We start from the raw sequence: 22,778 nt of genomic DNA on the forward strand, positions 1-22,778 counted from the left end.
GGCGCCTCAGCTCTTGCGTACCGTTCGCCGCTCGATGCGCTTCTCATAGCTTGCGCCCTGAAAGATGCGCTTGACGTAGATCCCCGGCGTAACAATCTGATCCGGGTCAAGCTGGCCCGGATCGACCAGTTCTTCAACCTCCGCAATGGTGATGCGCGCTGCGGTTGCCATCATTGGATTGAAGTTGCGCGCAGTCTTGCGGTAGACAAGGTTGCCGGCAGTATCACCCTTCCACGCCTTGATCAAAGCGAAATCCGCCCGGAGCCAGCGCTCCATTAGGTAAGGCTTGCCGTCAAATTCGCGCGTTTCTTTGCCCTCTGCGACGAGCGTGCCGACGCCGGCCGGCGTATAAAACGCGGGTATGCCCGCTCCCCCGGCGCGGATCCTTTCCGCAAGCGTGCCTTGCGGCACAAGCGTCAGATTCAGTTCTCCGCGGATGACCTTTTCTTCGAGCAGCTTATTTTCGCCCACATAGCTGCCGATGTGCGACGCGATCATTCCCGCCTCCAGCATCAGTCCCATCCCTGCGCCATCGATGCCCATGTTGTTGCTGATGGTATGCAGGCCAGTCACGCGGCGACGCACAAGTGCGTGAATCAGATTTTCAGGAATCCCGCAGAGGCCAAAGCCTCCGAGCATGATCGTAGCGCCGTCTTGTATATCAGCGACCGCGTCATCGGCGTTTTTCACTACTTTGTTCAAGCTGTCCCTCGTCTTGCATAAATGTCGCTACTCACTTTACCCGCCCGTCTGTTCATGCGCCAGTCCACTTCGACGATATGCATGCCTTCGCGCCCAAGGCTATGAGAAATACGGCGGCCGTAAATCTCCTGCGCCAGAGAACAACCTAGCAGATGGAAATACGTCTCATTATTGGTAGGAAAAATAAGGAGCACTGCTCAAATGAAACGATCCTTCAAAGTGGCCGCTGTAACAGTAGCGGCGTTTCTTCTCATGGTTCTTCCTCTTGCTAAGGCCCATGCCGATGACATCAAAACCGACTACGACCACCACGCCAACTTTCAGAGTTACAACACATTCTCCTTCGGCAAGATCGACGCCAAAAGCCCCTTCGATGCGGGTCGCATTAAGCGCGCCGTGACCACTCTGCTCCAGCAGCGCGGCTGGCGCGAAGTGCCAACGGGTGGACAGGCAACGGTCTTCGCGACGCAAAATGTCCACAACGAAAAAGAAGCCGAGACCATGTATGACGGCATGGGCGGCGGCTGGGGCATGGGCTGGGGCTGGGGCGGCTGGGGCATGGGACCGGGCGGCGGCATGGGTGAGGCGACGACCTCAACCGTCAATCAGAGAGTCGATCACCTGATGGTTGATATGTTTGACAGCAGTTCAAAGAAGCTGCTCTGGCGCGGTGTAGCTACTGGTGACATCTCCAATAACTCCAAGAAGAATAAAAAGAGCCTTTACGGAGACATTCACAAGATGTTTGATAAATTCCCCGTAAAACCCCAGAAGTCATAGGCTCGAGATAGTGGTTCGAAAATCCCTCTTTAACTTGATCCCATGGTCGAGTTAAAGAGGGATTTTTCTTGAGAGTGCCGTTTGCCATATATCGAAGGGACAGTCCCTCGGGCAAACCATTGTGACTTAGAATGAAAGGATAACCTAGGAAACCCAGCATTCATTCATGTCAGTCACGCCCCTCCTAAACCTGCTCGATTCAACCACCCTGCACGTGCTGCTGGTTGTGTTTCTGGCTACGATGATCCGTTCGGCTTTTGGGTTTGGAGAGGCACTCATCGCCGTGCCGCTGCTGGCTTTTTTTATTCCGCTAAGGGTAGCGGCGCCTCTGGCCGTGCTGCTCTCGATCACGGTTGCGGGCGTAGTCGTCGCTCAGGACTGGCGCAAGATTCACCTGCGGAGTGCAGGATGGCTGGTCTCTTCCACCCTGCTTGGGCTCCCGCTTGGCCTGCTGCTGCTCACGGGCGGCCACCAGAAAGCGGTCAAGATCTGCCTGGCAGTGCTGCTCTTTTCCTTCGCGGCTTACTCTCTCATCGGACGCGCGCCCTTCACCCTCACCCACGACAGCCGAGGATGGCTCTTCGGCTGCGGATTCCTCGCCGGCGTCCTGGGAGGAGCCTATGGCATGAACGGACCGCCGCTGGTCATCTATGGCACCATGCGCCGCTGGTCTGCTCAACAGTTTCGCGCCACATTGCAGGGTTACTTCCTGCCTGCAAGCATCCTGGGCTTATGCGGCTTCTGGGTTTCAGGGCTCTGGGTACCGGCTGTTACCCACTATTATCTGCTTTCGATCCCCGTGGCATTGCCGGCGATCTTCGCCGGAAGAGCCATCAATCACCGTCTGCATGGGGACGCTTTCATGAAGTACGTCTATCTCGGGCTGGCGGGGATCGCCGTAAGCTTATTTATCCAGACACTCCGAGGATGAGGTCTGCTGCATCCAAGCCCTGAAAGACTCTGCCTCTGGTTCGTCTTGATCCCGTCATGCGGCTCGGAACTTTTTATATATCCAAGCCCCCGGTTGCAGTAGGATGGCAGCTTGTATAGCTGCTTGAACCATAATTCGCCCCTGAAGGAGCATCTGCATGTTGAAAGGATTTCGCGATTTCATTCTGCGCGGCAACGTTGTTGACCTGGCAGTCGCGGTCGTTATCGGCACTGCATTCACTGGCATCGTCAATGCGCTGGTCGCCGACCTGATTAACCCGTTGATCGCAGCTATCGTCCACAAGCCGGACTTCTCCTACCTTGTGTTTCACCTGCACGGCGGTGTCATCAAATACGGCGACTTCCTCAACGCCGTGATTGCGTTTCTGCTGATTGCATCCTCGGTCTACTTCTTCGTCGTCCTGCCCATTAATTCCCTGTTGAAGAAATTTCGTCCCGTCAAAGCGGCGCCGCCGGCCAATCGTCCCTGCCCGGAGTGCCTCAGCGATATTCCCCTCGCTGCCAAGCGTTGCTCGCACTGTGGGCAGCCCGTACCTGCCGTTGCCTGAGGGGAACTTGCGAGACCCCCTTCCCAGAGCATCCGCCGTGAGAGTAGTATTCTGCGCCGCAAGGGGATACATCCTCTGTTGCGCTCTGTATCTCCGGCGGAAGGCAACTCTGGGGGTGAAATATGGGCGTTTCTCGTTCGAAGCAGTTGTTGTTCGCACCACTGGCCGTAGCCTTCGCTCTCCTGGCCGGCTGCGAACGTCACAGCAAGTCTGAACGCTACTATCTCGTAGCCACCAACATCGATCTGCCCTACTGGCAGACTGCCAAAGCCGGCCTGCAGCAGGCGGCGGCGCAATATGGCGTGACCGCGGAAATGAGCGGCCCTTCTGTTTTTGATCCAGCAGGAGAGGTCGATGAAATGCGCGCCATCATCGCGAAAAAGCCCATGGGCATTCTCGTGTCGGTGGCAGACCCCACCACCCTGGGGCCGGAGATCAACAAGGCCATCTCTGCAGGCATTCCCGTCATCACCATCGACTCGGATGCGCCAGACAGCAATCGTCTCTACTTCATCGGGACCAATAACCTCGAAGCCGGACGGCTTGGAGGCCAGCGCCTGGCCGCACAGCTGAACGGCAAAGGCAATGTCGTCTTCTTCACCATGCCGTCCCAGCCGAACCTCGTAGAGCGGCTCAAAGGCTACAAGGATGTTCTCTCGACCTACCCCGGCATCAAGATAACCGAGGTCTTTGACATGAAGGGCGATTCCGGTACGGCCATGGACAAGACTGAAGAATACCTTGCCCGCAAGGGTGCCGATCAGGTCAACGGCTACGTTTGCCTTGAGGCATCCGCAGGCAAGGACGTCGCAGAGGCCTTCAAGCGGCAGCATGCTACCGGCCGAGTGCTGATCGCGATGGATGTCGATAGAGCCACGCTGCAACTGGTCAAGGATGGGACGATCGATGCAACCATCTCACAAAAACCCTACACAATGGCGCTGCTAGGGCTAAAGGGTCTTGACGATCTTCATCACTATCCGCTAAAAACACTCAACCGCGACTATGAACTCGATGCCCAATCTCCGATCCCCGCTTTCGTGGATACCGGAGTCTCCCTGGTGGACAAGAGCAACGTAGACCAGTTTCTCCAATCGGGCAGCAATCAGGCCAGACGATGAGTTTAAGCGCGTTTTAATGATGTTCTATCGAAAAATACATGCCCAAAGCGTGCGCCTCGTCGTGTGCTTCTCTTGACTCTGCACCGCTGAAAATCTATCGTCAGAGCAGGGGCGTGCAAGCTCTCTATCCTCTAAGGCTAAGTGAATGCATTCGCAGAATTATTTCTGGAACTATCTGCCGCTGATGATGCAAATAATTGTGGCTGTTGGGCTTGGATGTTCCATGGTTACCATGTCCTGGCTCATTGGTCGGCACCGCAAGAGCAGTGTAAAGCTGGCCGCTTATGAGTGCGGCGTTCCCGCCGAAGGCGACGCGCGCGGACGTTTCTCCGTCCGCTTCTATATGGTCGCCATGTTGTTTATCCTTTTTGATGTGGAAGCTGTCTTCATGCTTCCCTGGGCCGTCATCTACCGCAGGCTGCCTGCCATCACCGGTTCCCGCATGTTCGGTTTCTGGGAGATGCTGGTTTATCTCGGATTTGTTCTGGTTGGATTCTTTTACATCTGGAAGAAGGGCATTCTCGATTGGGCTCAGGACAAGGGCGACCTATGAGTGAGGCGTCTGTTTTCGGCAAGGATGCAGTGCGTGAAGCACTGCCTGACAACCGCGCTCTGGCCGCAGTGCTTGGCTGGAAAGAGGATGCGCTGGTTGACGCCAAGTACGACCGTGGCGAGTTGACCCTCACCATTGCGAAAGACGACATCCGTGCAGCAGCCCGCGCAGTGAAGGCCGGGGGCTACGAGTTTCTTGAAGATGTGACATGTGTCGACTGGTATCCGGCGGAGCCGCGCTTCCAGGTTACCTATCACATCCTCTCCATGCAGCAGAAACAGCGCGTGAGGCTGGTGGCGATGGTTGAGAGCCTTGACCTCAGCATCGAGAGCATCACCTCCGTCTGGCCTTCGGCGAATTTCTACGAACGCGAGGTCTGGGATCTCTTCGGAGTCCGCTTCCATGGCCACCCTGATCTTCGGCGCATCATGATGCCGGAGGAGTGGGAAGGTCACCCGTTACGCAAGGACTACCCCGTGGAGGGCTACCGCTAATGCCAGACATGCCAGAGATCTCTGATTTTGTAGCGACCTCCACCCTGCTCCAGGCCCGTCCGGAAGAGGGTTCAGGCGACCGCACAATGGTCCTGAACATGGGCCCGCAACACCCATCTACCCACGGCGTACTGCGTCTGGTGATTGAAATCGACGGTGAAACGGTCACCCGGGTGGTGCCAGACATCGGCTATTTGCACACGGGCATTGAGAAGACCTGCGAGGCTAAGTTCTATCAGCAGGTTGTGCCGATGACTGACCGCATCGATTACCTCTCACCGATGACGAATAATCTCTGCTATTGCCTCGCGGTGGAGAAATTGATCGGGATAGAGATTCCGGAGCGTGCGATCTATCTTCGCGTGCTGCTCAATGAGTTGACGCGGCTGAACTCGCATCTGGTCTGGCTGGGCACGCATGCCATGGACATTGGCGCGCTCACTGTCTTCCTCTACACCTTCCGCGAGCGCGAAGAGATTCTGCGCATCTTTGAGATGGTTTCAGGGCAGCGCATGATGACCTCCTACTTCCGCGTTGGAGGCATTGCGCTCGAGCCGCCGCTGGACTTCTTTGATCGGGTTCGCAATCTTCTGAAGATTCTTCCCGAGAAGATCGATGAATACCAGAATCTGCTGACCGGCAATCCCATCTGGGTCGGACGTCTGAAGGGTGTCGGCCACCTGAGCGCAGCGGATGCTATCGCGCTTGGTGTCACAGGTCCGCCGCTACGCGCCTCCGGTGTTGACTGGGATCTGCGCCGCGATATGCCCTACTCCGGCTACGAAAAGTTCCAGTTCCGCGTGCCGATCTCCAACGATGGCGACGTCTGGGCGCGCTACGTGGTGCGCCTGGAGGAGATGCGCGAATCGGTCAAGATCGCCCAGCAGGCACTCGATGGTATGCCAGGCGGCCCCATCAAGGCTGACGCTCCTAAGATCGTCCTGCCTGACCGCGAAAAGATGAAGACCCAGATGGAATCCCTCATCTATCACTTCAAGATTGTGACAGAAGGCTTCCAGGTTCCAGCAGGCGAGGTCTATCAGGCCGTCGAATCGCCGCGCGGGGAGATGGGTTATTACGTTGTCAGCGACGGTACGGCCAAGCCCTACCGGGTGCACATGCGTAATCCTTCGTTTGCAACCCTGCAGGCGCTGCAGACAATGTGCGCAGGCCGCCTGATTGCCGACGTTGTCGCCGTAATCGGCTCGATCGACATCGTCCTAGGGGAGATCGACCGGTGAGCTCCCTTGTCGATGGCACACGGGTCTACTCCGAGTTGTGGACGTCCTTCGTATCCCTGATACGCTCGTATGCGGCGGCTCATGAACTGGGCCGCAAGAGCGGCCATGCCGTCATCGAGGCCAGCAGCAGCCAGTTAACGGTGACAACGCCGGACTCCCTGCTGACGATCGTCTTCGATGAAAAGACCGGGCACGGGCGTTGGACGCTTGCGACAGGCCAGCAGAGCGGTACTTTCCGCATTCATGAAGACAGTACGGTCGAATTCAGCGATCGCATGGGTCGAATTGATCTCGAAATAGCAGCAGAAGCATTCACAGCCAAAATTCTGGACGAGGATCGCGCAGCATGAGTACACCCGCAACCACAATTTTCTCGCCTGCCCTGGCGGCGCGATTCGACAAGCTGGTGACCCTCTACCCTGTACGCCGGTCAGCGCTCGTCCCCATGCTGCTCTATTCGCAGGATGAAGTGGGCTACATCTCGGATGCAGTCGTCGAAGAGATTGCAGTAAGGATCGGCATCACCCCGCTGGATGTGCGGAACGTCCTCAGCTACTACTCCATGCTGCGGACCAAGCCAGTCGGCAAGTACAACGTGCAGGTCTGCACGAATATCTCCTGCATGTTGAAGGATGGCTACGGCATCCTCGATCACTGCAAGCAGCGGCTGGGCATCGGACACAAAGAGGTCACCCCGGATGGACTCTTTTCTCTCGAAGAGGTGGAGTGCATCGGGGCCTGCTGCTGGGCACCGGCCGTACAGATCAACTACGACTTCTACGACGACCTGACACCGGAAAAGATGGATAAAGTTCTCGAAGACTATCGCGCTGGGCGCGGGAAGGAAACCCTTTAGTATGCCAAGGCTTGTTTCTCACCCGGATGAAGTGAAGATCATCTCCCGCCGCTTCGGACAAGGCGCAGCAGAGATTGACAGATACATTGAGCTGGACGGCTACAAGGCTGCTCAGGCTGCCATCGAGAAGGGTCCTGAATGGATCATCGCCGAGATGAAGGCCTCCGGCCTTCGCGGGCGCGGCGGCGCAGGCTTCCCCACCGGCATGAAGTGGTCCTTTGTGCCCAAGCAGTCCGAGAAGCCGAAGTACGTCCTGGTCAACGGCGACGAAAGCGAGCCGGGCACCTGCAAGGATCACCTGATCTTCCTCCACGATCCGCATGCCGTTATCGAGGGCACGCTGATCGCCGGTCTCGCCATCGGGGCGAAGATGGGCTTCATCTATCTCCGCGGCGAGTATCGCTACCTGCTCAAGATCATGGAGAAGGCAGTCGCCGATGCTTACGCCAAGGGCTTTCTCGGCAAGAACATATTCGGCAGCGGCATTGACTTCGAAGTCGTCACGCAAACCGGTGCAGGGGCCTATGAAGTGGGCGAAGAGTCCGCTCTCATGGAATCGCTCGAAGGCAAGCGCGGAGTGCCGCGCATCAAGCCGCCCTTCCCTGCCGTGGTCGGACTCTACGGCGGCCCCACGGTCATCAACAACGCTGAGACCATCGCCACCGCACCCCACATTCTCCTGATGGGCGGCGAGGCCTACGCAAAGGTCGGCACCGAGCGCAATGGTGGAACGCGACTCTTCGGTATCAGCGGACACGTTGAGCGTCCCGGCGTCTACGAGCTGCCGATGGGCTTCAACCTCAAGCGTGCCATCTACGAGGTTGCAGGTGGCATTCCCGGCGGCAAGAAGCTGAAGGCTGTCGTTCCCGGAGGCTCGTCTACACCGGTGCTGCTCCCAGAAGAAATTGACGTAGGCCTGGACTTCGACCAGATGGCAAAGGCCGGCACCATGCTCGGATCAGGCGGCGTAGTCGTCATCGACGAGAGTGTCTGCATGGTCGAGTTCGCGCTGAGAACGATCAAGTTCTACCAGCACGAGAGCTGCGGCTGGTGCATCCCGTGCCGTGAGGGTACAGACTGGCTGAAGAAGTCCATCACCCGGCTCCACGCAGGCGGCGCGGTCGATAAGGACATCGACAACATCCGCTACCTGGCCGAGAACATGATGGGCAGAACCTTCTGTCCGCTCGGAGACGCAGCGGCGATGCCGACGATTGGTTTCGTCAAGAAGTTCCGCCACGAGTTTGAAGAGCATTTGAACGGCAAAGGCTGCCCCTACGAGCATCAGCGCGAGGCTGTGCTGGTTTAAGCGGAATCAACCGAGTCTCTCCGGCTGAGAGCGCAAGGAAAATATGGCTGACGTAACATTTACCGTCGACGGCAAGAAGCTCACTGCACCTGCAGGCACGCTGCTCATTGACGCCTGCCGCAAGGCGGGCATTGAGATTCCTGCCTTCTGCTACTATCCCGGACTCTCGCTCCAGGCCGCCTGCCGCATGTGCGTCGTGCGCCTCGAGAAGGTTCCCAAGCTGCAAACCGCCTGCACCACGCCTGTCGCTGAAGGCATGGTTGTGACCACTGAGAGCGACGAGATCAAGCAGTCGCGGAAGGCGATCCTCGAACTGCTGCTCGGCAATCATCCTCTCGACTGCCCGGTCTGCGATGCGGGCGGCGAGTGCGAACTGCAGGACATGACGTTCAAGTACGGAGCAGCGGAGTCGAAGTACGTCGAGATCAAGCAGCACCGTGAGGAGCAGCAGTGGTCGCCGGTCGTTTTCTTTGATCGTCCTCGCTGCATCCTCTGCTACCGCTGCGTTCGTGTCTGCGGCGAAGGCATGGATGTCTGGGCGCTTGGCGTACAGAATCGCGGCGTTTCGAGCGTGATCTCGCCCAACGGCGAAGACCATCTCGACTGCGAAGAATGCGGCATGTGCATCGACATCTGCCCGGTTGGCGCGCTCACCTCCGGCACCTACCGCTACAAGACGCGGCCATGGGAGATGAACCACGTCGCCACCGTCTGCACCCACTGCGGCGATGGCTGCAAGACCACCCTTGGCGTTCGCAGTGTGGATGACGGCTCTGAGATCATTCGCGGCGACAACCGTGACAAGAGCGGCATGAACGGCGACTTCCTCTGCATCAAGGGCCGCTACGCCTTCGACTTCACCACCCGCGAGGACCGCATCACCAAGCCCCTCGTGCGGCAACCCAACGGCCAGCTGGCCGAGGTCAGCTGGGAGCAGGCGCTCGAGCACGCGGGAATGAAGCTGCGTGAGATTCGCGATACCCGCGGCGGCAGCGCGATCGGCGTCATCGGCTCCACGCGCACAACCAATGAAGAAGCTTACCTGCTGCAGAAATTCGCGCGCACGGTTCTCAACACCAACAACATCGACCACCATCGCACGGCAGACTACGCCAGCTTTGCGGCTGCCCTGCAGGGTAAAGCAGGCCGCACCGCTTCCCTGCGCGACTTTCTGACCGCACCGGCAATCCTGCTGCTCGGCAACGATGCAACCGAACAACATCCCGCACTGGCGTGGAATATCCGCAGCAATGTCCGCCAGAATCGCGCGCGGCTCTATGTCGCCAACCATGCAGACATCAAGCTGCACCGCCAGGCGAAATCCTTCCTCCAGATACCGCAGGATGGCTATGCAGCTCTGGTTCAGTACCTGGCAGGAAACGAAGCAGGGTTTGATGGTACCGAGATTTCTGCTGCCTTCCGGGAAGCGCTCCGCAAGGAAGAGTCTCTGGTCATCGCCTTCGGTTCGGAGTTCCGCGGTCGCGATATCCAATCACTGGTCGACTTTGGCCTGGGACTTCCCAATGTGAAGTTCGCGGCGCTCGGCGATTATGCCAACTCCCGCGGCGCAGCAGACATGGGCCTGATGCCGGATCTGCTACCCGGCTACGTACCACTTGCAGCCGCAAAACACTTCGGTGAGGAGTATCCATCGCTTCCGTCTGCTCCCGGACTCGACATGCTGCAGATGTTCGACGCGGCGGAAGCAGGCAATCTTGGCGCGCTCTATGTCGTCGGCTCAAATCCAGTCGAGCGCTACGGCATCGATCCTACGGCGCTGAAGAATACCTTCCTCATCGTGCAGGACATGTTCATGACGGAGACGGCCGCAGTCGCAGACGTCATCTTTCCCGCCGCCAATCTCTACGAGAAGAGCGGTACCGTCACCAACACCTATGGCGACCTTCAGTTAGCCAAGAAGGCTGCCGACAAAGCAGGCGTTCGCACTGACTTTGAGTTGATTGTTCGTCTCGCGGACAAGATGGGCGCCGACCCGAAGAAGCTGGTCCCCTTCGGTCGTGGTGTACGTGCCGACATGGGCCAGACGCGCGGTGCACAGTCCGGCGAGGCCGATCGTCACGCAGTCTGGCTAGCGGCCAACAACCTCGAGCCGAAGCTCAGCCCGTTCGATCCCTTCGCAGTGTTCGACGAAATTCAGCGCCTCGTGCCGTCTTACAATGTCTCCCGATTCGAGCTGCTCGGCGGGCAGGACAAGCAGACGAGGAGCGATCTGGTTCAGATCGAACTCGATCCCGCGCGTCGAGACCTGGTGCTTCCCGCCAACGACACGCTCTTTACCTCCGGCACACTCGGACGCTACAGCAGGATGCTCCACTCTGTGATGGAGTCGCGCACCACCAAACCCGCGGAAACAGCGGCAGACTAAGGAAAGATAAAGCGTGAGCCTACTGGTATTTTTTCTGCTGAGCATCGTCAAGATCGCCGTAGTGCTGGTGATCTTCCTGACGGCAGTTGCTTATACTGTGCTGCTGGAGCGCAAGGTTGTCGGACGCATCCAGAACCGCTGGGGACCCTCGCGCGTAGGCCCCTTCGGGCTGCTGCAGCCTCTGGCCGACGGCATCAAGCTCTTCCTGAAGGAAGATCTGCTGCCTACCGCGGTCTATCGGCCGCTCTATATCGCGGCGCCGATTATCGCCCTCGCGTGCTCCCTGCTGTCAATCTCGGTCGTCCCCTTTGGGGCCGACATCCGCTACAAAGGTGTCGATCTCTTCCAGATTGCGGACCTGAATATCGGACTGCTCGTGATCCTCGGAGTTACCTCCATCGGCGTCTACGGCATCGCGCTCTCCGGCTGGTCCTCGAACAACAAGTACTCCCTGCTCGGCTCCCTGCGCGCGAGCGCCCAGCTCATCAGCTATGAACTGGCGCTTGGGCTCTCCCTTGTTGGCGTTGTAATGCGCGCTGGCTCCCTTCGACTGCGCGACATCGTCAACATCCAGGCGCCTCACGGAATGCTTTCCTGGAACGTCTTCGGCGGACTGCAATTTGTGGCTTTCTTCATCTACCTGATGGCCGCTTATGCCGAGACGAATCGCGCCCCCTTCGACCTGCCGGAGGCTGAAAGCGAGCTTACCGCCGGTTACCATACTGAGTACAGTTCGATGAAGTTCGCCATGTTCTTCATGGCCGAGTACGCCAACATGATTACCGTGAGCTGCGTTGCCACGCTGCTCTTCTTTGGCGGGTGGACAAGCCCCTTCGGCAACCTGTTGCCAGCCGTAGGCGGTCCGGTCGTCCAGGCGCTGTTGCCGGTGTTCTGGTTTGTGCTCAAAGTCTTCTTTTTTCTCTTTCTTTACATCTGGGTGCGCGGCACGTTGCCACGCTTCCGCTATGACCAGCTCATGGGTTTCGGCTGGAAGTTTCTGCTCCCAGTAGCAATCGCAAATATCATCTTCACCAGCCTTTGGCTGGCGTTCCGCGCGGGCTGAAGTGATTTACAATCTACTTTCGGCGCGTAACCGTTTCTTCCTTCTTCCCTGTAGTTCATTGAGCGGCTTGAGAGCATGCATCTAGTTCTGTTCTTCATCTTTGGCGGGCTTTGCGTAGTGGGAGCATTGAACCTTCTGCTCCAGAGCCACCCTATTAACAGCGCGCTATCGCTTATCGTGGTCATGTCTTCGCTTGCCGTGCTTTATCTGCTGCTCGGTGCGGAGTTTCTGGCTGCGGCACAGGTCATCGTCTACTCAGGCGCGATCATGGTGCTGTTCACCTTCGTCATCATGCTGCTCAATGCGGGTCGTGAAGAACGTACTCACGGCAGCAGGATGGCCTATATCGCCGGCTTTCCCGGCGCGGCAGTACTGCTAGGACTCCTAAGCTATATCTTCCTGTCGAATCGCGGCCATCTCGGCAATGCGCGGCTGGGGAGCTATCTTGTCACCACCGGGGATCTCAGCCGCGTACTTTTCCGCGACCTTCTGCTTCCCTTTGAAGTGACCTCCGTGCTCATCCTCATTGCTATCCTCGGCGCAGTCGCGCTGGCGCGAAAGGAGCACTGATCGTGGACGTTCCCATTGCGTACTACCTCGTCCTCAGCGCGATTCTCTTCTCCATCGGTGTCGCAGCTTTTCTGATCAAGCGCAACATCATCACCGTCTTCATGTCGATTGAATTGATGTTGAATGCGGTCAACCTGACCTTTGTAGCTTTTGCGCATGAGTGGCACCGCGTAAGCGGGCAGATCTTCGTCTTCTTCGTCATGGTGGTCGCGGCAGCTGAGGCTGCCGTTGGACTTGCGATCATCATTGCCATCTTCCGCGCCCGCAACACCCTGAACGTAGACCAAGTGGACCTGATGAAACTATGACCAGCACGCACTCACTTCATCTCTGGCTGCTTCCGCTGGTTCCCTTTGCCGGCTTCCTAGTCAACGCCCTGCTTGGGCGCAGATTTCCCCGTGCGCTTGTCACGGCTGTTGCGCTCATTGCTACCCTGATTCCCTTTCTCCAGGTGCTTGGCATAGCATCGCAGTTTTCCTCGCTCTCGCTGCCTCACCTCGAGCAGTTCGGCACCTGGATAGCTGCAGGCAGCTTCCATGCCGACTTTACCTTCGCGCTCGATCAGTTGACGCTGGTCATGTTGCTGGTAGTCACTGGCGTCGGGTTCCTGATTCACCTCTACTCCGCCGGCTACATGGCGCATGAAGATGGCTACTGGCGTTTCTTCGCCTACCTCAATCTCTTCATGTTCTTCATGCTCACGCTGGTGCTCGCCGAGAACTACCTGCTGATGTTCGTGGGCTGGGAAGGTGTGGGTCTTGCTTCCTACCTGCTGATCGGCTTCTACTACACGCGCGACTCCGCTGCGAATGCCGGGAAAAAGGCATTTGTCGTCAACCGGGTCGGCGACTTCGGCTTCCTGCTGGCGATGTTCCTCTTCATCGCGCATTTCGGAACGCTCAGCTTCAGCAGCATCTTTTCGCAGATAACGGCGCACCCGGAACTGCACGGCGGATTCCTCACCGCGATCGCCCTTTGCCTCGTGCTCGGCGCAACCGGCAAGTCGGCCCAGATTCCGCTCTACACCTGGTTGCCGGATGCGATGGAAGGCCCCACACCAGTCTCCGCACTCATCCACGCGGCCACGATGGTCACAGCCGGCGTTTACATGGTGGCACGGACCCATGTGTTGTTTGACCGTTCCCCGCTGGCGCTCAGCACTGTCGCCATCATCGGAACAGCGACGGCTTTCTTCGCCGCAACGGTAGCACTCGTTCAGACCGACATCAAACGCGTACTCGCCTACTCCACCATCTCGCAACTCGGCTACATGTTCCTAGCCTGCGGAGTCGCAGCTTACTCCTCCGGCGTCTTCCATCTGGTCACCCACGCGTTCTTCAAGGCATTGCTCTTCCTCGCCGCAGGCTCGGTCATTCACGCCCTCAGCGGTGAGCAGGACATGCGAGTCATGGGTGGTCTGCGCAAGAAGATTCCCGTCACTTTCTGGACGATGACCATGGCCGTCTTCGCGATCTCCGGCCTGCCCCCGCTTGCGGGCTTCGTCAGCAAGGATGAGATTCTCTATCACGCCTTCACAGCACCCGGTCCTGGCAAGCTTCTCTGGTTCGTCGGTCTCTTCACTGCGTTCCTGACTTCGTTCTACATGTTCCGCCTCTGGTATCTGACCTTTTTCGGTGAGAACCGCGCAGAGAAGGCCGCAGCACACGCTCACACACCCGCGTCCTCCCACCATGCCGAGGTTGATGAGCATCATCACGCCATCCACGAGAGCCCCTGGATCATGCTTGGACCGCTTGCTATCCTCGCAGTCCTCTCAGTCATCGGCGGATGGATGGGATGGCCGGAAGGTCTCGGCGGTGGCAACTGGTTCGGACACTTTCTGGCCCCTGCACTGGCGAGCCAACACGTCGCCGAGGCAGGCAGCAACTCTCTTGAAGTGACGCTTGCCCTTATCTCGACGCTGGTCGCGCTCGCAGGATGGTTCCTGGCGCATCTGTTCTATTTCGCCAAGCCGGAACTGCCGGAGAAGCTTTCTGTCAGTCTGCGGGCTTTCTACAACCTTCTGCTCAACAAATACTGGATTGATGAACTCTACGGAGCAGTTGTCATTGCACCTGTGTTGTTCCTCTCCCGCTTTGTGCTCAAGGGGCTTATCGATACAGGCGTCATCAACGGCGGCAGCTACGCGGCTGCCTACACAACGCAAGGCATGGGCGCAATCGTACAGCGGTTGCAGTCCGGCAACATCCGTTCCTATGCAGGCTGGCTGGCGCTGGGCGCCGCAGGCCTGCTGCTGCTTACTTATTTCGGCTTCGGCGCGCACCTCTCGCTACGGTAAAGGACCTGATCTGTGCTGAACGACCACATTCTTTCGCTGACGACCTTCGTACCTGCCGCAGGTGCGCTGGTCGTTGCGCTGCTGCCACGGCGCGGCAGGGTGATCCAGTGGTTTACTCTGCTGGTTTCGCTGCTCACTTTCGCGCTTGCGCTGCATCTGCCGTGGCATTACGTCTATGGCCAGAGCGGCTTCCAGTTTGAAGAGAACCACTCCTGGATCACGAGCCCGAACATCCGCTACCACATGGGCATCGACGGCATCTCCATGTGGCTCATCGTACTTACTGCTTTTCTTGCACCTCTCGGAGTGCTGGCCTCGTGGAAGGCTGTTGAAACACGCACCAAGGAGTTCTATTTCCTCTTCCTGCTGCAGCAGACGGCCATGATCGGCGTCTTCGTTTCGCTCGACATGTTTCTCTACTACGGCTTCTGGGAACTGTCTCTGGTGCCGATGTCCATCCTGATCGCCATGTTCGGCCGCGAGCGCGGACCCCAGACGGCCCTCAAGTTCTTTGTCTATACGTTCCTCCCCTCGGCGCTTTTCCTGGTAGCGATCCTCTGGCTCTACGCAAAGACAGGCACCTTCGACTTCGTTCAGATGCAGCACATCCTCGCGCAGGACAGCATGCTGTTCGCCCCCAAGGCGCTGATGTGGGTCTCCCTCGCATTCCTGGTAGCCTTCGCGGTCAAGGTTCCAGTCTTTCCGCTGCACGGCTGGCTGAGCGATACCATCAGCGAAGCACCCACCGCGATGGCGATGGTAGTCGCCGGCAAGCTTGGCCTCTACTCCATCATCCGTTTCAACCTCGGACTCTTCCCTGTACAGGCTCGCGAAGTCGCGCCGTGGATGATCGCCATCGGCGTCATCGGCATCCTCTACGGAGCACTGCTCGCGCTGGTACAGCGCGATATGAAGCGGCTGATTGCCTATTCCACGCTGGGTCATTTCAGCTTCTGCATCCTGGGCATCTTCTGCTTCGCCGTCATGGGGCTTGACGGCTCCGTCTACCAGATACTGAATATCGGCATCTCGGACGGCGCCCTGCTCATCCTCGCCGGCGCCCTATACGAGCGCTACGGAACGTACGAACTGGCCGCCTACGGGGGGCTTGCGACGAAACTGCCTAACATGGCGACGCTGACCGTGATTACCGGTCTCTCGCTCATTGGCCTGCCCATCCTCAACGGATTTGTCGGTGAATTCCTGATCCTCAGCTCCAGCTTCCGCACACACATGGCCTGGGGAGCAGCTGCAACGATCGGTGTCATCCTGAGCGCTGCCTACATGCTCTCGATGATCCAGCGCATCTTCTACGGCCCGCAATCCGCGCTTGTAGCCAACCGTCCCGCCTACGATGTAGTTGCGCGGGAGCAGCTTGCACTCTGGCCCATGGCCCTGCTGATGCTCATCATGGGCGTGGCTTCGCCCTACTGGATTCGCGCAATCGACGGCGCCACCCATGAGCTGGCCAACGGCGTCCACTACACGATGTCCCTGGCGGAGAGACGATGACAGCCAACTTCCAACTGCTTCGCATTCTGCCTGAAGTAATCCTGACCATTGCCGGCGTACTCATCATGCTGATTGAGCCGTTGCTCGGCCACAGCACCAGCCGCAAACCGCTCGGATGGTTCGCTGTCCTCAGCGTATTTGCCTCCCTGGCTGCAAGCTTCGCTCAGCTCGGCATGGCGGCAGGCACGGCATACTACGGCGTGATCCAGACGGACGCCTTCAGCGTCTTCTTCCATGTCCTGATCGCCCTCATCGTGCTCGTCTCTCTGCTGGTCACGATCGACACTGCAAACGCCAACACAGAGAGCCTGGGCGAGCTGTTCGCGCTGATGGTCTTCGGTGCTGTCGGCATGATGCTGATGACCAGCGCCACTGAGCTGCTGCTGGTCTTCATCGGCCTCGAAATCTCTTCAATCTCCACCTACATCATGGCGGGATTCCGCCGGAAGAACGTCAAGAGCACTGAGTCATCCCTCAAGTATTTCCTTCTTGGGTCCTTTGCCACGGCCTTCTTCCTTTATGGCATCGCTCTGATCTTTGGGGCGACCGGTACGACCGACATCAACGCGATTGCTTCCCAACTGGGCACGAGCGCGGTTCCCATGTTCGCTACCATCGGCCTCGGCATGATCCTTATCGGCCTTGGCTTCAAGGTCTCCGCTGCGCCATTCCATGTCTGGACTCCCGATGCCTACGAAGGGGCACCTTCGCCCGTGGTTGGACTCATGTCCACCGCTCCCAAGGCTGCTGCCTTTGCAGTGCTACTGCGAATCGTCTATGTTGCCTTCCCTGCCCTCCATGCGCACTGGCAGCCCTTGCTCTGGCTGATGGCGGCATTCTCAATGACGATCGGCAACCTCGGCGCGCTTCGCCAGCAGAACGTCAAGCGCATGCTCGCCTATTCGTCCATCGCGCACGCCGGCTATCTGCTGGTCGCCTTCACCGCGCTTTCGACGGATGGCATCGCCGCAGCAAGCTTTTACGCAATGAGCTATGCGGCGATGAATGTCGGGATCTTCGCGGTAGTGAGCCACGCGAGCGGCTATGACGAACGACTCAGCCTCATCAGCGACTATCGAGGATTGGCTTACCGCTCGCCCCTGTTGGGCGGAGCGCTCGGCTTCTTCCTTATCTCGCTGATCGGCATCCCCTTCACCGGTGGCTTCTTCGGCAAGTTTTACGTCTTTGCCTCTGCGCTTCATTCGGGCATGGTATGGCTCACGATCATCGGCCTGGTGAACAGTGGCATCGCAGCCTTCTACTATCTGCGTTTGCTTGCATCTGCTTATTCCAAGCCGACCAACAATGCACTTCTCGATCCGATGCCGCGCGCCTCTTTCGCACTCCTGCTGGCGCTCGTCATCACCATCTCCGGCACCCTTATCCTTGGAATCGTGCCGGGACAAATCCTGGCTATGTCACACAACGCCGCAGTCTCGCTGACCAGCGGCATCGCCAACCCGGCCCCATCGGCTACTCACCAGTAGGAGTATCTACTCAGCAGTGAGATTGAGATCGCGGCGGTCAAAGAGCCACCAGGCCGCCGCGAAGATCACGGCCGCTGAAGCGATGCTGAGAATTACATCGCCTCCCACCGTCAGTCTCCTTGGAACGACAAACCCCGTCCTGAGCGTTTCCATCATCAGTCTTCCCGGCCCCGGCACTCCGTAATCACCCGCCAGAATCACCAGTCCTACACTCGTGATCGCTGCGATCGATGCAAAGACCGCAGGCAGGAAAATCGACCACAGCAAACTCGCTGCAGCAGCCCACAGGCCGACTACGGTCACCAGCAACGCCATGAAGAGAACCCCTCCCGCCGAGCTTCCCGCATAGACGGCCAGCGCAGATCCGGTGATCGCAAATCCAGCGAGAAACAGAAGCAAGGGCACCACTGCCGTCAACCAGAGAGCGGCGAGATACTCTCCTCGGCTGACCGCCTCAGCCAGCACTGTAGCGATCCGCCGTGAACGCTGCTCGTTGCCAAGCTGAGTGCTCGCAGTAACGGCTACCAGCGCCAGAGCATAGATACACTCCTGATGGAGGATCGCCAACAAATCTTCAGGATCGAGCTGGCTGCCGCTCGCCACCAGGAGAACTCCCATCAGGTAGGGCCACAACATCAGAAGCGCAAACAACCAGCGATTCTGCCATAAGAGTTGTCGCGCAATCAGCATTGACTTCTTCATAGTTCGCGGCTCCACTCGGCAAAGAGCTGCTCCAGCGTTCTGCGCCGCGGTGCGGTGGAAATCAGTTCGCCGCCAGCCATCCAGATCCGCTCTATGACCTCGCGCTGCCGCGCCTGGGGTATTAGAATGCGAAGCTGGCCGCCTGGGAGCACTTCTGCGAAAAGTCCATCCAGCTGCCCCGCAGTGACCCCGCGCACAACTACCTCCGCAAGGGCTTGATCGTGCAGCAGCTCCGAGAGACTGCCCAGCTTAACCAGTCGACCATGGTTGAGGAATGCTATACGGTCGCAGACCTGCTCCACCTCTGAAAGCTGATGGGAGCTAAAGAAAATGCTGTGGCCTGCGTTTCGTGCGGCAAGCAGCAATTCCCTCACCTGACTCACCGCTGAGGGGTCTAGCGCCGAGGTTGGTTCATCGAGGATGAGCAGTTCCGGTTCATTCACCAGCGCGCGTGCCAGTCCCAGGCGTTGCTGCATTCCACGGGAGAGTTTGCGCGCATCCTTCACTGACTCGACACCGAGTCTTGAGAGCAGCTGACGCACCCGCCCCTTGATCTCGCTGCTGCGCATACCATTGAGCCGCGCCGCCAGTTCTACCTGGAAGGCTGTACTGCTGGCGAAGAATGCGGGCGCATCCGGCAGGTAGCCCAGTCGCGCGCGTGCCGAGGCTGTGCCGAGTGGAGAGCCGAGCAGCGTCCCTGAACCCGCACTTGCTTTGAGAAAGCCGAGAGCCAGATGGATAGCAGTCGTCTTGCCCGCTCCATTTGGGCCTAGAAACCCGAGGATCTCGCCAGGCTCGACACGCAGGCATAAGCTGTCGAGCGCCAGCTTCGACCCGAAGCGTTTACTTATCCTGTCGAACTCCAGCCGCGCAGCCACATCGGCATTGTCTCATCCGGCGATGGTCAACACCGGGCATTTCGCCTCAAGAATCATATGAAAGGCGCTCGATGTACGGAGCTGGAACGCGTTAGCGTCAACCCGCTGAATCCCGAGAACCAGCAGGTTGATCTCACGCTCGACGATATGCTTGACGATCTGTTCGCGCGCGCGGCCCACTTCGACGAACGTATGAGGATCGCAAAACTCTCGCGCGTGATCCGGAACCACTGTCTCCAGTCTCCGATAGAACTTTTCGCTCAACTCGCTCCAGCGCTCCGGATGCTCGACCGAAGACTCCGGGACAACATTCAACACATCCAGCTCTGCCCCGAAGTACTCTGCAAGCGCCACGGCATAAGGTGCAGCTTTACTGGCGAAAGCAGAAAGATCCGTTGCGTAGAGGATGCGGCGCAGCGGCAGCTTTACTGAGCTTCCATGCACAGCAAGCGGCCCCACAGTAAGCGTCGGCAGCCGCGCATGCAGCAGCACGGCTTCTGACACTGATCCGATGGTATGGCGATCAAAACGATTCCCGCCATGCGTGCCAAGCACAATCAACGATGCATCCATGTCCACAGCTACCTTGGGAATCACTGTCTCTGGATCACCATCGACGAGTTCCGTCACAACCTTGATGCCCTGCGCAGCAAAGTTGCTCGCAATATGGTCGAGTTGATGCTGGAGATCTGCGCGCTGCCTGCTTAAGACCTTTCGGGCTGCTTCAACTTCCATCGCAGGCTGGGATATGGTGAAGGCGTGCACGATGTGGACTGTCGCTGAGAAATGCTTCGCCAGCAGCAATGCATACTCGCCTGCATTGTATGAATCCGGCAGCAGATCAGTCGCAAATAAAATCGGGTCGAAACTGATCTCAGGACGGTCTCCAATTACTTCCACTCGGGCAATCTCCTTCTTCCTCTTAGTTGCGTCTTAGTTCGCCGCCACTTCCACGCGCGCCGTCGCAGCAGTTTCGCGCGGAAATCTTGGCGTCTTCAGCTTCAGTTGCGCAGCAGCAGAGCGCAACTGCTGGATCAGCAGTGCAACTGGCCCCTTCGGCTCAGGACCCGTCAAGAGCGCCGTGCTCATCTGGCGCTTGATCGGTCCGTTTTCAAGCGCAACCGTGTTGATCGTGCCAAGCTTCAGCGCCTTATCCAGCGCAAGCCACGGAACAAAGCCTACACCAAGTCCCGCCTCCACAGCGCAAATAATCGCCTCTGTCGAGTTCACGTCAACGGTCGTGCGAAGCTGCTTCCGCAATACGCCATTTCGTTCCAGATACTCTTCTACAAATCGACGCATGCCGGAGCCAGGTTCGCGCAGCAGAATCGGTTCCTGCACAAGCTCAGCTGCACGAAGCAGTGTCTTCTTAGCCCACTTATGGTCAGGTCTTACGATGAGCGCAAGTTCATCTTCCATGAACGGCTCAATTTTGAGATCGGGACGAAACGCTGGCGCCTCGATCAGGCCGATACTCACCTGATGATTCGTCAGCGCCGCGAGCACCTCATTCGTGCTGCCCCCGACGACATGCACATGTAGCGTCGGCCACTCCCGCAGAAGTTCCGGCAGTATCTGCGGCAGCAGATAGACCGCGACCGTGTGCGAGGCGCCGATGGAGATATCGACGCCTTCCTGGCCCCCAAAAGGTGCCAGCGCTGCAACCGCTTCATTGGTGATGCTCTCAATCCGACGGACATACTGCAGCAGGGTTGAGCCTGCCGGTGTCAGACTGATGCTGCGCCCGATCCTATCGAAGAGCGCAATCCCCAAACTGTCTTCAAGCGCCTTGATCTGCGCGGTAACGGCTGGCTGCGTTAGATGAAGCTCTTCTGCAGCACGACGAAAGTTGAGGGTCTCCGCCACCAGGCGAAAGACCCTTAAACGAAAATTTTCCATTATGGAGTCGCTCCGATCTCATAGTTCAATGTCGCAAGCGATAAGCGGTATTGATACTGTGCGTTGGTGTTGCTGATCTGTGCGCTGGTCTGCTGCAGCTGGGCCTGGGTAAGCTCTACGATGTTGCTCAGTCCCAACTGGTACCGAGTTTTCGCCAGTCCAAAGGCCATATTGGCCTCCTTGAGCAACTGCGCCGTCACCGATACTTTCTGGTAGGCATTCTTCGCAGCAATCCAGGAAGTATTGACGTCGCGCACAATCATGTTACGCAGATTGCGGGTCTGTTCCGACGCAGACTGCGCGCGAAGCGCAGCTTCCTTCGCCTGCGAAACATAGAGAAAGCCATCGAAGATCGGCACGTTCAGATTGACCCCGATACCACCCCACCAGTTGTCGTTGTAGTAGTTGTCAGGGCGAACTGGAGTGATGCCTACCGTGCCCAGCGCGCTGATCGTCGGCAACATCTGGTCATGCTGCGCGCGGCTGAACTTCATAGCAGACTGCTGATTGTAGTTGAGTGATTGCAGGTCAGGGCGCTGCTGAATGGCCAACTGCACAAGAGCCTTAGGATCGGGGGGTAACGAAGGCAGGTCGCCGGCATCGTCGACCAGCTGATACTGCACCTCATGGTCAAGACCCAGAACATCGTCCAGTGCGGCCATGGTGGCCGCTACATTGTTCTGAGCATCGAGTTGCAACAGTTTGGCCTGCGATAGGTCAACATCGGCGAAGCTCTGGTCGAGAGTTGACTTGAGGTTATTCTTCGTCATCTCTCCTACCTGAGTGTCGGTAGCGGTTCGCTGGTTCACCGTCTGGTTCGCTACTTCCAGCAGGGCCTGCGCCTGCAGTGCGTTGTAGAATGCCTGGTCCGCGGCCAGCACGATGTCTTCCTGAGTGGCAAGGGCATTCGCATTCTGCGCGCGCTCCTGCAGCTTAGAGGATCCGACAAGATTGCGTGTCCGGCCAAAGTCGAAGAGCAACTGGCTGAACTCCACGCCTGCGCCCGCATGCACGAGCAGTCGGGATGACGTCAGCGCGCCGGAGGAGATACGGCTTGCTTCCTGCGCATCCAGAGCAGTCGCACTCCCATTCAGCTGAGGCAACTCAGCCGACCTGGTTTCGCGATAGACCTGGTGCTGCGCCATGGCAAGGAGCTTGCTCACTGAAACACGCGGGTTGTGCTCGAGCGCCATCTGCTCGGCCTCGCGGCGGGTTAGTTTTCCATTCTCTCCGGGTGCAGATGGCGCCGTGCCCGGTTGCTGCATACCGGTAGGCCCCGTGGCCGCGCCACCAGTCTGGAGAAACGCCGCTACTGGTGCATCCGGCAGTCTTCCTGCCGGGTTGGATTGTGCATGAGCTAAGGTCGCGGTGGCGCCAATCGAAACCGCCACGGCGAATGAGAGTAGATTACTGCAGGTCCTTCGCAT

The 22,778-nt window shown here is 58.2% G+C and carries 23 protein-coding genes; 17 read left to right on the top strand and 6 right to left on the bottom strand.

Annotated features, from left to right (window positions below; genetic code table 11):
* Nucleotides 1–6: 6 nt before the first annotated feature.
* On the bottom strand, nucleotides 7–702 hold the full coding sequence (locus C7378_RS06825; RefSeq protein ID WP_131993821.1) for a CoA transferase subunit A: 696 nt from the start codon (nucleotides 700–702) through the stop codon (nucleotides 7–9).
* A 201-nt stretch (nucleotides 703–903) separates the two neighbouring features.
* Here C7378_RS06825 and C7378_RS06830 point away from each other — a divergent pair, with 201 nt between their 5' ends.
* The 17 genes from C7378_RS06830 to C7378_RS06910 all read left to right on the top strand — a co-directional run bounded on the left by C7378_RS06830 (nucleotide 904) and on the right by C7378_RS06910 (nucleotide 17,872).
* Entirely contained in the window at nucleotides 904–1,482 is a 579-nt protein-coding gene (locus tag C7378_RS06830; RefSeq protein WP_131993824.1) for a DUF4136 domain-containing protein, read from the top strand.
* Between the two features lie 166 nt (nucleotides 1,483–1,648).
* Nucleotides 1,649–2,413: a sulfite exporter TauE/SafE family protein gene (locus C7378_RS06835; protein WP_131993827.1), complete on the top strand. Its 765-nt coding sequence runs from the start codon at nucleotides 1,649–1,651 to the stop codon at nucleotides 2,411–2,413.
* A 157-nt stretch (nucleotides 2,414–2,570) separates the two neighbouring features.
* On the top strand, nucleotides 2,571–2,981 hold the full coding sequence (gene mscL / locus C7378_RS06840; RefSeq protein WP_131993830.1) for a large conductance mechanosensitive channel protein MscL: 411 nt from the start codon (nucleotides 2,571–2,573) through the stop codon (nucleotides 2,979–2,981).
* Nucleotides 2,982–3,130: 149 nt separating this feature from the next.
* Nucleotides 3,131–4,102 carry a substrate-binding domain-containing protein gene (locus C7378_RS06845; protein WP_243648116.1) on the top strand — a complete coding sequence of 324 codons (972 nt, stop codon included), beginning with the start codon at nucleotides 3,131–3,133 and terminating at the stop codon, nucleotides 4,100–4,102.
* Between the two features lie 145 nt (nucleotides 4,103–4,247).
* Nucleotides 4,248–4,655, top strand: coding sequence for an NADH-quinone oxidoreductase subunit A (locus C7378_RS06850; protein ID WP_131993836.1), 408 nt, complete (start codon nucleotides 4,248–4,250; stop codon nucleotides 4,653–4,655).
* The gene (locus tag C7378_RS06855; protein WP_131993839.1) at nucleotides 4,652–5,149 is read left to right on the top strand and encodes an NADH-quinone oxidoreductase subunit C; all 498 of its coding nucleotides are present in this window, start codon (nucleotides 4,652–4,654) and stop codon (nucleotides 5,147–5,149) included. Before C7378_RS06850 ends, C7378_RS06855 begins: the two co-directional genes overlap by 4 nt.
* A gap of 8 nt (nucleotides 5,150–5,157) precedes the next feature.
* Nucleotides 5,158–6,390, top strand: a complete 1,233-nt coding sequence (gene nuoD, locus C7378_RS06860) for an NADH dehydrogenase (quinone) subunit D (RefSeq protein ID WP_424221391.1) — start codon at nucleotides 5,158–5,160, stop codon at nucleotides 6,388–6,390.
* Nucleotides 6,387–6,740, top strand: coding sequence for a hypothetical protein (locus C7378_RS06865; RefSeq protein WP_131993845.1), 354 nt, complete (start codon nucleotides 6,387–6,389; stop codon nucleotides 6,738–6,740). The genes nuoD and C7378_RS06865 overlap by 4 nt, the downstream gene beginning before the upstream one ends.
* On the top strand, nucleotides 6,737–7,246 hold the full coding sequence (locus tag C7378_RS06870; RefSeq protein WP_131993848.1) for an NADH-quinone oxidoreductase subunit NuoE family protein: 510 nt from the start codon (nucleotides 6,737–6,739) through the stop codon (nucleotides 7,244–7,246). The genes C7378_RS06865 and C7378_RS06870 overlap by 4 nt, the downstream gene beginning before the upstream one ends.
* A 1-nt stretch (nucleotide 7,247) precedes the next feature.
* Nucleotides 7,248–8,555 carry an NADH-quinone oxidoreductase subunit NuoF gene (gene nuoF / locus C7378_RS06875; protein ID WP_131993851.1) on the top strand — a complete coding sequence of 436 codons (1,308 nt, stop codon included), beginning with the start codon at nucleotides 7,248–7,250 and terminating at the stop codon, nucleotides 8,553–8,555.
* A gap of 43 nt (nucleotides 8,556–8,598) precedes the next feature.
* On the top strand, nucleotides 8,599–10,941 hold the full coding sequence (gene nuoG, locus C7378_RS06880) for an NADH-quinone oxidoreductase subunit NuoG (protein WP_131993854.1): 2,343 nt from the start codon (nucleotides 8,599–8,601) through the stop codon (nucleotides 10,939–10,941).
* A 13-nt stretch (nucleotides 10,942–10,954) separates the two neighbouring features.
* Complete coding sequence (gene nuoH / locus C7378_RS06885; protein ID WP_131993857.1) at nucleotides 10,955–12,004, top strand: NADH-quinone oxidoreductase subunit NuoH; 1,050 nt, start codon at nucleotides 10,955–10,957, stop codon at nucleotides 12,002–12,004.
* Between the two features lie 75 nt (nucleotides 12,005–12,079).
* The gene (locus C7378_RS06890; protein WP_131993860.1) at nucleotides 12,080–12,574 is read left to right on the top strand and encodes an NADH-quinone oxidoreductase subunit J family protein; all 495 of its coding nucleotides are present in this window, start codon (nucleotides 12,080–12,082) and stop codon (nucleotides 12,572–12,574) included.
* Nucleotides 12,575–12,576: 2 nt separating this feature from the next.
* Nucleotides 12,577–12,882, top strand: coding sequence for an NADH-quinone oxidoreductase subunit NuoK (gene nuoK / locus C7378_RS06895; RefSeq protein ID WP_131993863.1), 306 nt, complete (start codon nucleotides 12,577–12,579; stop codon nucleotides 12,880–12,882).
* A complete protein-coding gene (gene nuoL / locus C7378_RS06900) occupies nucleotides 12,879–14,873 on the top strand; it encodes an NADH-quinone oxidoreductase subunit L (protein ID WP_131993866.1) in 1,995 nt (664 codons plus the stop codon). Before nuoK ends, nuoL begins: the two co-directional genes overlap by 4 nt.
* A gap of 12 nt (nucleotides 14,874–14,885) precedes the next feature.
* Nucleotides 14,886–16,385 carry a complex I subunit 4 family protein gene (locus C7378_RS06905; RefSeq protein WP_131993869.1) on the top strand — a complete coding sequence of 500 codons (1,500 nt, stop codon included), beginning with the start codon at nucleotides 14,886–14,888 and terminating at the stop codon, nucleotides 16,383–16,385.
* Entirely contained in the window at nucleotides 16,382–17,872 is a 1,491-nt protein-coding gene (locus C7378_RS06910; RefSeq protein WP_131993872.1) for an NADH-quinone oxidoreductase subunit N, read from the top strand. Before C7378_RS06905 ends, C7378_RS06910 begins: the two co-directional genes overlap by 4 nt.
* 6 nt (nucleotides 17,873–17,878) lie before the next feature.
* On the opposite strand, the gene C7378_RS06915 is transcribed toward C7378_RS06910, so the two are convergent.
* Genes C7378_RS06915 through C7378_RS06935 form a run of 5 tightly spaced genes read right to left on the bottom strand, consistent with a single transcriptional unit; the run spans nucleotide 17,879 to nucleotide 22,778 of the window.
* A complete protein-coding gene (locus tag C7378_RS06915) occupies nucleotides 17,879–18,574 on the bottom strand; it encodes a hypothetical protein (RefSeq protein ID WP_131993875.1) in 696 nt (231 codons plus the stop codon).
* On the bottom strand, nucleotides 18,571–19,452 hold the full coding sequence (locus C7378_RS06920; RefSeq protein WP_131993878.1) for an ABC transporter ATP-binding protein: 882 nt from the start codon (nucleotides 19,450–19,452) through the stop codon (nucleotides 18,571–18,573). The genes C7378_RS06915 and C7378_RS06920 overlap by 4 nt, the downstream gene beginning before the upstream one ends.
* Nucleotides 19,453–19,464: 12 nt before the next feature.
* On the bottom strand, nucleotides 19,465–20,352 hold the full coding sequence (locus C7378_RS06925; RefSeq protein WP_131993881.1) for a universal stress protein: 888 nt from the start codon (nucleotides 20,350–20,352) through the stop codon (nucleotides 19,465–19,467).
* A 33-nt stretch (nucleotides 20,353–20,385) separates the two neighbouring features.
* Nucleotides 20,386–21,351, bottom strand: a complete 966-nt coding sequence (locus C7378_RS06930) for a LysR substrate-binding domain-containing protein (RefSeq protein WP_131993884.1) — start codon at nucleotides 21,349–21,351, stop codon at nucleotides 20,386–20,388.
* Nucleotides 21,351–22,778, bottom strand: coding sequence for a TolC family protein (locus tag C7378_RS06935; RefSeq protein WP_131993886.1), 1,428 nt, complete (start codon nucleotides 22,776–22,778; stop codon nucleotides 21,351–21,353). The genes C7378_RS06930 and C7378_RS06935 overlap by 1 nt, the downstream gene beginning before the upstream one ends.

Source organism: Acidipila rosea (assembly GCF_004339725.1).
Taxonomy (GTDB): Bacteria; Acidobacteriota; Terriglobia; order Terriglobales; family Acidobacteriaceae; genus Acidipila; species Acidipila rosea.